12 protein-coding genes and 1 pseudogene are annotated in these 10,869 nt (G+C 73.6%); 5 read left to right on the top strand and 8 right to left on the bottom strand.

Annotated elements, in window-relative coordinates:
- Positions 1 to 95 precede the first annotated feature (95 nt).
- Positions 96 to 1,022 (bottom strand): SGNH/GDSL hydrolase family protein, encoded by a 927-nt coding sequence (locus ACFV0G_RS24650; protein ID WP_380551841.1) that lies wholly within the window; start codon positions 1,020 to 1,022, stop codon positions 96 to 98.
- 294 nt (positions 1,023 to 1,316) lie between these two features.
- Between ACFV0G_RS24650 and ACFV0G_RS24645 the strand changes: the two genes are divergently transcribed.
- The gene (locus ACFV0G_RS24645; protein WP_380551838.1) at positions 1,317 to 2,972 is read left to right on the top strand and encodes an FAD-binding dehydrogenase; all 1,656 of its coding nucleotides are present in this window, start codon (positions 1,317 to 1,319) and stop codon (positions 2,970 to 2,972) included.
- 97 nt (positions 2,973 to 3,069) lie between these two features.
- Here the strand turns inward: ACFV0G_RS24645 and ACFV0G_RS24640 are convergent, their stop codons facing one another.
- Entirely contained in the window at positions 3,070 to 3,486 is a 417-nt protein-coding gene (locus tag ACFV0G_RS24640; RefSeq protein ID WP_380551835.1) for a CBS domain-containing protein, read from the bottom strand.
- A 202-nt stretch (positions 3,487 to 3,688) separates the two neighbouring features.
- Between ACFV0G_RS24640 and ACFV0G_RS24635 the strand changes: the two genes are divergently transcribed.
- Positions 3,689 to 4,093, top strand: coding sequence for a (2Fe-2S) ferredoxin domain-containing protein (locus ACFV0G_RS24635; protein WP_380551832.1), 405 nt, complete (start codon positions 3,689 to 3,691; stop codon positions 4,091 to 4,093).
- A 32-nt stretch (positions 4,094 to 4,125) separates the two neighbouring features.
- Here the strand turns inward: ACFV0G_RS24635 and ACFV0G_RS24630 are convergent, their stop codons facing one another.
- Positions 4,126 to 4,611 (bottom strand): hypothetical protein, encoded by a 486-nt coding sequence (locus ACFV0G_RS24630; protein WP_380551829.1) that lies wholly within the window; start codon positions 4,609 to 4,611, stop codon positions 4,126 to 4,128.
- Positions 4,612 to 4,670: 59 nt separating this feature from the next.
- On the opposite strand from ACFV0G_RS24630, the gene ACFV0G_RS24625 reads away from it, so the two are divergent.
- A complete protein-coding gene (locus ACFV0G_RS24625) occupies positions 4,671 to 5,438 on the top strand; it encodes an aminotransferase class IV (protein ID WP_380551826.1) in 768 nt (255 codons plus the stop codon).
- A gap of 80 nt (positions 5,439 to 5,518) precedes the next feature.
- On the opposite strand, the gene ACFV0G_RS24620 is transcribed toward ACFV0G_RS24625, so the two are convergent.
- Positions 5,519 to 5,914: a hypothetical protein gene (locus ACFV0G_RS24620; RefSeq protein ID WP_380551823.1), complete on the bottom strand. Its 396-nt coding sequence runs from the start codon at positions 5,912 to 5,914 to the stop codon at positions 5,519 to 5,521.
- Between the two features lie 100 nt (positions 5,915 to 6,014).
- A pseudogene (locus ACFV0G_RS24615) lies at positions 6,015 to 6,341 on the bottom strand (carbohydrate-binding protein); the annotation flags it as partial.
- 128 nt (positions 6,342 to 6,469) lie between these two features.
- Between ACFV0G_RS24615 and ACFV0G_RS24610 the strand changes: the two are divergent.
- Positions 6,470 to 8,086, top strand: coding sequence for a purple acid phosphatase family protein (locus ACFV0G_RS24610; protein WP_380551820.1), 1,617 nt, complete (start codon positions 6,470 to 6,472; stop codon positions 8,084 to 8,086).
- 58 nt (positions 8,087 to 8,144) lie between these two features.
- On the opposite strand, the gene ACFV0G_RS24605 is transcribed toward ACFV0G_RS24610, so the two are convergent.
- From ACFV0G_RS24605 to ACFV0G_RS24595, 3 genes are all read right to left on the bottom strand, one after another.
- Complete coding sequence (locus ACFV0G_RS24605; protein ID WP_380551817.1) at positions 8,145 to 8,624, bottom strand: peroxiredoxin; 480 nt, start codon at positions 8,622 to 8,624, stop codon at positions 8,145 to 8,147.
- 117 nt (positions 8,625 to 8,741) lie between these two features.
- The gene (locus ACFV0G_RS24600) at positions 8,742 to 9,074 is read right to left on the bottom strand and encodes a YnfA family protein (RefSeq protein WP_380551814.1); all 333 of its coding nucleotides are present in this window, start codon (positions 9,072 to 9,074) and stop codon (positions 8,742 to 8,744) included.
- Positions 9,075 to 9,173: 99 nt separating this feature from the next.
- On the bottom strand, positions 9,174 to 10,385 hold the full coding sequence (locus ACFV0G_RS24595; RefSeq protein ID WP_380551811.1) for a pyridoxal phosphate-dependent aminotransferase: 1,212 nt from the start codon (positions 10,383 to 10,385) through the stop codon (positions 9,174 to 9,176).
- Between the two features lie 84 nt (positions 10,386 to 10,469).
- Here ACFV0G_RS24595 and ACFV0G_RS24590 point away from each other — a divergent pair.
- Positions 10,470 to 10,869, top strand: a 400-nt coding sequence (locus ACFV0G_RS24590) for a winged helix-turn-helix transcriptional regulator (protein ID WP_380551808.1), incomplete at its 3' end; no start/stop codon positions are given.

Here is a 10,869-nt window from a genome sequence, read left to right as displayed (position 1 = left end):
TGGGGGGCGTGGCGCGCGCGCGCGCGGGGGCGGCGGGGCGGGCGGGGGGGGCCGGGGGGGGCGCGGGCGCCCCCCCCCCCCCCCCCCCCGGCCGGTCAGTTCCCGAGCGTCGCGAGCACCGCGCGGGCCATCGCCTGCTCGCCCTTGGCGTTCGGGTGGAACGGGACGGCGGGGGAGCCGGGCAGCGCGCCCTCGATCCAGCGGTCGCCGGAGCAGACGTCGTGGCCGCGGGTGGCGCTCAGGGTGTCGACGTACTGCGCGCCGTTGGCGGCGGCGGTGGCGGCGAGCATGGAGTTCACCCGGCCGAGGATGCCGCGCAGGTAGGCGACGTCGCCGGTGGTGATCGGCTGGCGGCCGATGCAGTCCCGCTCGTTCTCCGGCAGCACCGACGGGTAGCCGACCAGCAGCACCCGGGCGTGCGGGGCCTTCGCGCGGATCCGCTGCAGGGCGTCGGCGATCTGCGGTGCGGCGGCGTCGATCCGCCGCACCAGGGTGTCGTCGCCGTACACCCAGGACCAGGTGCGGAAGTCCCAGTGGCCGTGGGCGTAGACGTCGTGGCAGGGGGTCCCGAACGGGTTGACGACCGCGCCGGCGAGGCAGGTCGCGATGACGTCGCCGATGCCGAGGTCGGAGGTGCCGAGGTCGTTGCCGCCGATGCCCAGGGTGACCAGGTCGGTGCCGGCCGAGACGGCGTCCAGCTGGGGGTCGTTGACCCGCAGCAGGAGGTCGTACTGGGCGTGCGTGAGATCCGAGGTCTTGGCGGCGGCGCAGGTGACGTCCCGGTAGCTGCTGCTCCCGAGCGCGGACGCCACCAGGTGGCCGTAGTTGTGGTCCGAACGCAGGCAGAGCCCGGCCGACTGGCCCGGTACACCGGCGCCGGCCGCGTACGAGTCACCGAGTGCGACATAGCTGCCGGCGGGGGCCGCGGCACGGGCGCCGGTGGCGCCGAACACCGAGGTGGCGGCGGCCAGGAGGGCGGTGCCGACCAGGACGGACGATCGCTTCAGGGCGTGGCTGAGCACGGTTCCTCCTGGGGGAGAGAAACGGGAGGGAGGGTGGGGGCCACTTACTGATCGGTAAGTTACTGGCAGGTTAAGTGGCTGTCCAGATATTCCACCGGAATTGGTGTCTGAAATTCCGTCAGGAGGCCCTCGAATTACGCTCCATGGCGGATCGTTCGGCATTTCTGCTACCCGGAGGAGCGTAATTCCCGGCGCGGCATGTTACCCGCCGGTTGACCGGTGGCCGCCCAGGCCGCAGGATGCAGACCAGCCGCCCCGCACCCAGCTCGGCACCCGCACAGGAGGACCGCCCGGATGGCACTGGACGCCGACGTCATCGTGATCGGAGCCGGCCTGGCCGGCCTGGTCGCCACCGCCGAACTCGCCGATGCCGGGCGCCGGGTGATCCTGCTCGACCAGGAGCCGGCCGCCTCCCTCGGCGGGCAGGCGCACTGGTCGTTCGGCGGCCTGTTCCTGGTCGACTCGCCCGAGCAGCGCCGGATGCGGATCCGCGACTCCCGCGACCTGGCCTGGCAGGACTGGCTCGGCACCGCCGGCTTCGACCGCCCCGAGGACGACTGGGCGCGCCGCTGGGCCGAGGCCTACGTCGACTTCGCCGCCGGGGAGAAGCGGTCCTGGCTGCGCGGCCTCGGCGTGCGATTCTTCCCGGTGGTCGGCTGGGCCGAGCGCGGCGGACTGACCGCGACCGGCCCCGGCAACTCGGTGCCGCGCTTCCACATCACCTGGGGCACCGGCCCCGGGCTGGTCGAGCCCTTCGCCCGCCGGGTCAAGGCCGCCGCCGGCCGGGGCCTGGTCGACTTCCGCTTCCGGCACCGGGTCACCGGCCTGTCCGCCTCCGGCGGCACCCTGGACACCGTCAGCGGCGAGATCCTGGAGCGCAGCGACGCCCGCCGCGGCGAGTCCAGCTCGCGCACCGTCGCCGGCTCCTTCGAGCTGCGCGCCCAGGCCGTGGTGGTCGCCTCCGGCGGCATCGGCGGCAACCACGACCTGGTCCGCAAGGCCTGGCCGGCCCGGCTCGGCACCCCGCCCGAGCGGATGCTCTCCGGCGTGCCGGCCCACGTCGACGGCCTGATGCTCGGCATCGCCGGCGACGCCGGCGGCCGCCTGGTCAACGGCGACCGGATGTGGCACTACACCGAGGGTATCGAGAACTGGGACCCGATCTGGCCGATGCACGGCATCCGGATCCTGCCCGGCCCGTCCTCGCTCTGGCTGGACGCCCGCGGCCGCCGGCTGCCCGTCCCGCTCTTCCCCGGCTTCGACACCCTCGGCACCCTCGAACACATCATGACCACCGGGTACGACCACACCTGGTTCGTGCTCACCCAGAAGATCATCGAGAAGGAGTTCGCCCTCTCCGGCTCCGAGCAGAACCCGGACCTCACCGGGAAGTCCGTCAAGGGCGTACTCGGCCGGGCGCTGCCCGGCGCCACCGGGCCGGTCGAGGCGTTCAAGAAGCACGGCGCGGACTTCGTGGTCGCCGACACCCTGGAGGAGCTCGTCCGCGGCATGAACGCCAGGACGCCCCAGGCACCGATCGACGCCGCCGAGCTGCGCCGCGAGGTCGAGGCCCGGGACCGCGAGATGGCCAACCCGTTCACCAAGGACCTCCAGGTGACCGCGGTGCACGGGGCGCGCCGCTACCTCGGAGACAAGCTGATCCGCACCGCCGCCCCGCACCGCCTGCTCGACCCCAAGGCGGGCCCGCTGATCGCGGTGCGGCTCAACATCCTCACCCGCAAGTCGCTCGGCGGCCTGCAGACCGACCTCTCCTCCCGGGTGCTGCGCGCCGACGGCTCCGTGCTCGACGGGCTGTACGCGGCGGGCGAGGCCGCCGGGTTCGGCGGCGGCGGGGTGCACGGCTACCGCTCGCTGGAGGGCACCTTCCTGGGCGGCTGCCTGTTCTCCGGCCGTGCCGCCGGCCGCGCGGCAGCCGAGGCCACCGCCTGACCCGGCGCCCTCCCGCCCGCTGCCGTTCGCCGGCCGCGGCACCACGGCGGTGGCGCCGACCCCTCACGGGCCGACGCCACCGCCGCGTGCGCCGCGGTCAGCGGTTCACGTAGATGCTGTCCATGAACTCGATGATCTGACGGTCCGTCAGGCGCTGTCCGTCGCGGTGCCCGCTGGCCAGGTCGGCCTCGCTGATCATGCCGACCAGCTTGTCGTGCTCGTCGATCACCGGCATCCGGCGGATCTGGTGCTGCTCCATCTTCTTCAGCACCGTCTCCATGTCGTCGTCCGCCCTGACGCAGTGCAGGTGGCCGCCGAGGTCCATCGCCTTCATCGTGGCCGGGTCCTTGCCGGCGGCCAGACAGCGCAGCACGATGTCGCGGTCGGTGATGATGCCCTTGAGCTGCTTGTCCGGGCCGCAGATCGGGAGTGCGCCGACGTCCAGGTCGCGCATCATCTTGGCGGCGTCCATCAGCGTCTGGTCCGCATCGACGCACTGGGCGCCGCGGTGCATTATGTCACGGGCTGTGATCACGGGTGGGGTCCTCTCCTCGTTCGCACCCGCCGGACGGCGGTCCACGCAGGGGTGCGGAGTGTGATGGTGCGATCACCATAAGCACGGTCGGGCGGGGCCGCGCGCCGAGCGGGTGATCCACTGCGGCAGAATCCCTCCGGGGGCCGGCCGCTCGGCCCCCGCTCACCAGGGAGGGAACCCGATGGCCCGACGCACGCGCGACCAGGCCCCGGCCGCGTCCGCACCGGTCACCGTCACGGTCTGCCGCGGCTGCTGCTGCGGCACCGCCGCCAAGCACCCGGGGGTGGACCACGCCGGGCAGTTGGCCCGGCTCCGCGAGGGCGTCGGCAGTGCGGGCCGGGTCCGCGCGGTGGACTGCCTGGACGTCTGCGGGCACTCCAACGTGGTCGTGGTCGGCCCCTCCACCGAGGGCCGGCTCGCCGGCGGCCGCCCGGTCTGGCTCGGCTGGGTGCTCTCCGAGGACATGATCGACGAGGTGGCGGAGTGGGTCCGGGCCGGCGGCCCCGGCGTGGTCCCGCCGCCCGGCACCCTCGACCTGCAGGAGTTCACCGTCTCGCGGCGCGTCCGCGACGGCCTGCCCGGCTGACCGTACCCGGCCGGCCGGCTCTGCCCGCAGGGTCAGCCGACAGCCCGGGCGGCGCCGGTCGGCCAGACGGCCAGCACCGGCACACCGCTGCGCCGGGCGGCCGCCACCGCATCGGCGGTGCCGCCCGGCCCGCTGCCCGGCAGTCCGTCCCAGACCGCGACCAACAGGTCGGCGCGGCGCAGTAGTTCGGCGTTGGCCTGCTGGTAGGCGAGGTCGTCCGGTTCGGGCCGGGGGATGATCACCACCTCCGCGGCGGCGGCCAGCAGCCGGTCCAGGTCGGCCAGCTGCCCGGCGGCGAACGCCCGGCGGTAGCCCATCGAGGGCAGCACCGCGACCAGCCGGCCGCCGGCCGCCAGCACCTCGTCGGCGAAGAGCGTGTCGGCGCCGGGGGCGAGGCAGGAGAGGCCGGTCAGCGGCCCGGCGCCGCGCTCGGCGAGCAGCCGCCGCAGCTCCGCGCGGACCAGCGGGACGGTCTCCCCGGTGAGGTTCAGGTGGCCGGTCACGGCGATCGCCGTCATGCTCCCCCTCCGCAGGTCGAGCCGGATGCTACCGCTGTGGCGGATGCCATGCTTGCGGCATGGCGGAACTCGACGGCAGGCCGGCCGAGCCGGCGCAGCTCCAGGCGCTGGCGCTCACCAACTACGGCCATTTCACGACCATGCGGGTGGAGGACGGCCTGGTCCGCGGTCTGGCGCTGCACCTGGACCGGCTGGCCCGGGACTGCCGGGTGCTGTTCGGTGCCGAGCTGGACCCGGAGCGGGTGCGGGCGTACGCGCGCCGGGCGGCGCCGGCGAGCGGGGCGGCGGTGATCCGGGTGACGGTCTACGACCCGGCGCTGGACGTCGGCACGATCGGTGCACCGGCCCACCCCCGGGTGCTGGTGACTGTCCGTCCGGCGGGCCCGGCGGTCCTGGGGCCGCTGCGGGTGCGCACCGTCCGGTACGAGCGGGACCTGCCGGAGGTGAAGGGGGTCGGGCTGTACGGTGCGCTGCACCACCGCCGGCAGGCGCAGGCGGCCGGGTTCGACGACGCGCTGTTCACCGACCGGACGGGGGCGATCTCGGAGGGCGGCACCTGGAACGCCGGGTTCGTCCGGGACGGTGCGGTGCTCTGGCCGCAGGCGGCCCACCTGCCGGGCACCACGATGCGGCTGCTGCAGTCGCTGGGGCCGTGGCGCGGCGCCGAGGTGCGCTCGGCCGAGGGCATGGCGGCGGGCTTCGCGACCAACGCCGCGATCGGGGTGCGCCCGCTGGCCGCGGTGGACGGGGTCGCGCTGCCGCCCGTGCACCCGGTGGTCGAGGCGCTGCGGACGGCCTACGCGGCGCTGCCGGGCGACCCGCTCTGACCGCGGCCGCCCCCGGCCCGGGCGGGTGCCCGGCGTACCGGGGGCGGCGGCGGTCGGCCGTGCCCGCCCGGGCCGGCCGGTCAGCCGAACCAGCGCTTGGCGTCGGCGGAGGCGTAGGCGCGGATGATGAACACCGCGATGGCGATCCCGGCCACCGCGGTGAAGGCCCCGGAGAACAGCGACACGGCCGATCCGAGGACCGCCAGCACCTCCACCGCGATCACGGTGGTGCGCACCCAGGCCGCGCCGCGCGGCGTGGCGGCGGCGCTCACGGCCAGCAGCAGGGCGATCACCAGGGACACCCAGCCGAACAGCGCGAGCAGGCCGGCGGAGTCGCCGCCGTGGTCGGCCTCGTCCGAGGCGAGCATGAGCAGCAGCGCGCCGCCCAGTACGTTGAAGGCGGCCTGCAGGGCGAGCAGGACGATGGCGGTCCTGAGCGGTTTGGGAAGCGGTCCGGCGGTCCGAGCGGTCGTCATGGTGCGTTCCCCCTGGTGTGATCGGCGTGTTCACCCGGTCACCGAGAGCATCGAGCCGGGCGCGGGCGGCTGTCAACGGTGCCGCCGGCCCGGCCGGAGCTCAGGAGGTGAGCAGCAGATCGGCGAGCCCCAGCGCGCCGCGCAGTACCACCACCAGGTCGTGGACCCCCTTGACCGGCGCGGCCAGCGGGGCGGTCGCGGTGGTCCACGCGGCAGGGCCGCCGGTGGCCGGCACCTCGATCCGGGTGACCGCCCCGCCCAGGTGGAGCTCGACGGCGACCGCGCCGGGTCCCGTCAGGGAGACGGTCAGGGCGGCCGTGCCCGCGCCGTCCGCGAGGTCGACCCGGTGGAAGGCGAGCCGGCCCGGCGCGCCGTGGCCGGACGCCACCGCCTCGCCGCCCTCGCGGGTGCGCGCGGTCAGCCGGACGCCCTGACGGTCCGTCGGGCGATTTTACGAACACATGACCTGATGTTGCGGCGGCTCGGCCCGACACGACGACGCCCGTTCACCGGACGTCCGTGTCCGGGCCAACCACCGCTGAGAATCTCCACGCCATGGATATCCCACGCATGGGCGTGCCCGACGAGCTCGCCGACCGCATGAGCATGGCCGAGCAGCACGAGTACCTGCGCAGCCGGCTGTCCCGCCGCCGGATGCTGCGCTCCAGCGCCGTGACGGTCGGCGTGCTGGCCGTCGGCGGTGCGCTCGGCCCGGGCACCGCCGTGGCCGCCGCTCCCGCCACGGGCACCCGCACCGACGCCGTGGACGGCTCGCTGGTCGCCCCGGTCGGCCGGCACCTCGCCTTCGGCGCCGAGCCGGACACCCAGTTCCGGGTCTCCTGGCAGGTCCCCGCCGCGGTCAAGAAGCCGTTCCTGCGCTTCGGCCGCCACCCGTGGGACCTCGGCCACAAGATCGAGGCCGAGGTGCGCGCGCTGCACACCCCCGCGCTGACCCCGACCGGCACCCCGGTCGACCAGTACTACCTGCACGTCGAGCTGGACCGGCTGCAGCCCGACACCACCTACTACTACGGTGTCGGCCACCAGGGCTTCGACCCGGCCTCGCAGCAGGCCATCTCGACCCTGCAGACGTTCCGCACCGCGCCGTCCCGGCACGGCCGCCACCACCGGCCGTTCGCGCCGTTCACCTTCACCGCCTTCGGCGACCAGGGCGTCTCCGCGCACGCGGCCGGCAACGACCACGTGATCCTCGCCCAGAAGCCGGCCTTCCACCTGCACGCCGGCGACATCTGCTACGCCGACCCGGCCGGCTCCGGCCAGGACTCCGACAAGTCGGTGTACACCGCCACCACCTGGGACTCCTTCCTGGCCCAGACCGAGACGGTGGCCGCGAAGGTCCCCTGGATGGTCTCCTACGGCAACCACGACATGGAGGCCTGGTACTCGCACAACGGGTACGGCGGCGAGAACGCCCGCTTCTTCCTGCCGGACAACGGCCCCGACCCGCGCACCGCCCCGGGCGTCTACTCCTTCAAGTACGGCAACGTGGGCGTCATCTCGCTGGACGCCAACGACGTCTCGTACGAGATCCCGGCGAACCTGGGCATCACCGCCGGCCGGCAGACCGCCTGGCTGGACCGCCGCCTGCGGGAGCTGCGCGGCGACGACAGCATCGACTTCATCGTGGTCTTCTTCCACCACTGCGCCTTCTCCACCACGCACCAGCACGCCTCCGAGGGCGGTGTCCGCGAGGCCTGGGTGCCGCTGTTCGAGAAGTACCGGGTGGACCTGGTCATCAACGGCCACAACCACGTCTACGAGCGCACCGACGCCATCCTCGGCAACAAGGTCGCCAAGGCCGTGCCCAGCGGCGGCACCGTCGAGCCGGCCAAGGACGGCGTGGTCTACGTGACCGCGGGCGCGGCCGGCCGCAGCCTGTACTTCTTCGACGCCCCCGACACCTACGAGGGCCACGAGAACCACCAGGACTCGGTGAACACCTACCACTTCGCCAAGGGCGGGGTGAAGGTGCCGGAGACCGTCGAGTGGTCGCGGGTGCGCTACACCGGCTACTCGTTCATCAAGGTGGACGTCACCCCGGCTCACCGGGGCCGGACGACCACCATGAAGGTCACCGCGCTGGCCGAGGACGGCACGCAGGTCGACCACTACACCGTCGCCCGCCGCGCGGGCGAGTGCCGGGAGCACTGACCCGGCAGCAGCGGCCCGGCCCGCCCCGCTCCCTGTGGCGGGGCGGGCCGTCGTGCGCTCAGCCCAGGGCGGCGAGCTGCGCGGCGAGCTCGTCGCTGTGCCGGAAGGTCAGCCCGGCGAGCGCGACGTGCTTCCAGCGCACCGTCAGATCGGCGTCCAGGATGAAGACCGAACGCCGGAGCCCGAGGCCGGGCACGGCGATCCCGTAGGCCTTCGCCACGGTGCGGTCGGGGTCGGCGAGCAGTGGGAAGCCGATCCGGTGCTTGCGGGCGAACCGCTCGTGGCTGTCCAGGTCCTGCGGGCTGACGCCCCAGACGGTGGCGCCCAGGCCGGCGAAGCGCTCCAGGTCGGAGGTGTACTCGCAGAGCTGCTTGGTGCAGACCGGCGTGTCGTCGCCGGGGTAGAACACCAGCACCAGCGGTCCGCCCTTGGCGTCGGCGAGGCGGTACTCGCGGCGCTCGGCGGTGTCCCCGTCCAGCAGCAGGCCGGGCAGGGTGAAGTCAGGGGCCTGGGTTCCGGCCTCGGGCGGCTTGGGCATGGGATGCCTCTCCGGGAGTCGGGCAAGTAGACAGAACGGTCTGTTCCTTGACGTGATGCTAGCCCGCCGCCGCCCGCGGCGCCAGGACCGGGCGCACCTCCCGGCCCCGACGCGAGGTCAGTGCCGCGGCCCGTACATGATCACGGCCACACCGGCCAGGCAGACCAGCGCGCCCGCCAGGTCGTAGCGGGTCGGCCGGAAGCCGTCCACCACCACGCCCCAGGCCAGCGAACCGGCCACGAACACCCCGCCGTACGCGGCGAGCACCCGCCCGAAGTGCGCGTCCGGCTGGAGGGCGGCCACGAAGCCGTACCCGCCCAGCACCACCACCCCGATCCCGGCCAGCCACCACGGCCGGGACTCCCGCACGGTCTGCCAGATCAGCCAGCAGCCGCCGATCTCCGCCAGGGCGGCGAGGGCGAACAGGGCGACGGAGCGCAGCACGGTCATGGTGGTCAGCGTACGGCGGAGCCGCCGGCCGCAGGGCAGGGCCCGGGCGGGCGCGAGGCCGGCCCGGGGCGGGGTGCGGTGTTCAACGGCGCGGAGGATTCACTGCCGGTAGGTGGCCAGGAAGCGGCCGATCCGGTTGATCGCCGTCTCCAGGTCGTCGGCGCGCGGCAGCGTGACGAAGCGGAAGTGGTCGGGCCGCGGCCAGTTGAAGCCGGTGCCCTGGACGACGTGGATCTTCTCGCGGAGCAGCAGGTCCAGCACGAACTTCTCGTCGTCGGCGATCGGGTGCACCGCCGGGTCGAGCCGCGCGAAGGCGTACAGGGCGCCCTTCGGCTTGACGCAGCTGACCCCGGGGATCTCGTTCAGCGCCCGGTGGGCGACGTCGCGCTGCTCGGTGAGCCGGCCGGTCGGCAGGGTCAGGTCGTTGATCGACTGGTGGCCGCCGAGCGCGGCCTGCACCGCGTACTGGGCCGGGACGTTGGGGCACAGCCGCATCCCGGCCAGCATGGTGAGGCCCTCCAGGTAGTCCCTGGCGTGCTGGCGCGGGCCGGAGACGGCCAGCCAGCCGCTGCGGAAGCCGGCCACCCGGTAGGCCTTGGAGAGCCCGTTGAAGGTCAGGGTGAGGACGTCGTCGGCGAGTGCGGCCAGGCAGTGGTGCTCGGTGCCGTCGTAGAGGATCTTGTCGTAGATCTCGTCGGCCAGCACCATCAGGTTGTGCCGGCGGGCGAGGTCGAGGATCCCCTCCAGCAGTTCCTTCGAGTAGACCGCGCCGGTCGGGTTGTTGGGGTTGATGACGACGATCGCACGGGTCCGGTCGGTGATCTTCGCGGCGATGTCGTCGAGGTCGGGGTACCAGTCGGCCTGCTCGTCGCAGAGGTAGTGCACGGCCTTGCCGCCGGCGAAGCGGACCACGGCGGTCCACAGCGGGTAGTCGGGCATCGGGACGAGGACCTCGTCGCCGTCGTCCACCAGCGCCTGAACGGCCATCTGGATCAGCTCGGAGGCGCCGTTGCCCAGGTAGACGTCGTCGACCGTCATGCCGCTCACGCCGCGCTGCTGGTAGTACTGCACCACTGCGCGGCGGGCCGGCAGGATGCCGCGGGAGTCGCTGTAGCCGTGGGCGTTCGGCAGGTTGCGGATGATGTCCTGGAGGATCTCCGGAGGCGCCTCGAAGCCGAACGGCGCCGGGTTGCCGGTGTTCAGCCGCAGCACGCTGTGCCCGGCCTCCTCCAGGGCGTTCGCCTGGTCGACCACCGGGCCACGGATCTCGTAGCACACGTCCTTCAGCTTGCTGGACTGGCGAAACTCCACTGCGTCCTCCCGACCTCACCTCTGCTTGCTTTGTTCTACCAAGTAAGCACTTGGAAAGTCCAACCTTTTGGCTATGCTGAGCCCATGCCACGCCGAAGCTACGACCAGTACTGCGCCGTCGCCCGCGCCCTGGACGCGGTGGGGGAGCGCTGGAGCCTCCTGATCGTCCGTGAACTCCTCGGCGGGCCCCGCCGCTACACCGACCTGCACGCCGACCTGCCCGGGGTCTCCACCGACATCCTGGCCGCCCGGCTCAAGCAGCTGGAGGCCGAGGGCCTGGTCGAGCGGCGCCGACTGGAGCGCCCGGCCAGCGCGTTCGTGTACGGACTCACCGAGCGGGGGCTCGCCCTCGGCCCCGTCCTCGACGCCCTCGCGACCTGGGGCACGCCCGAACTCGGCGCACCCCGCCCCACCGACGCGGTGCGCGAGCACTGGTACACCGCCGGGCCAAAGTGTGGTCTGAAACCCGCGCCCAGCCCGACAT

Source organism: Kitasatospora sp. NPDC059571, assembly GCF_042735675.1.
Taxonomy (GTDB): Bacteria; Actinomycetota; Actinomycetes; order Streptomycetales; family Streptomycetaceae; genus Kitasatospora.
This window is presented reverse-complemented; position numbering and strand designations above follow the sequence as displayed.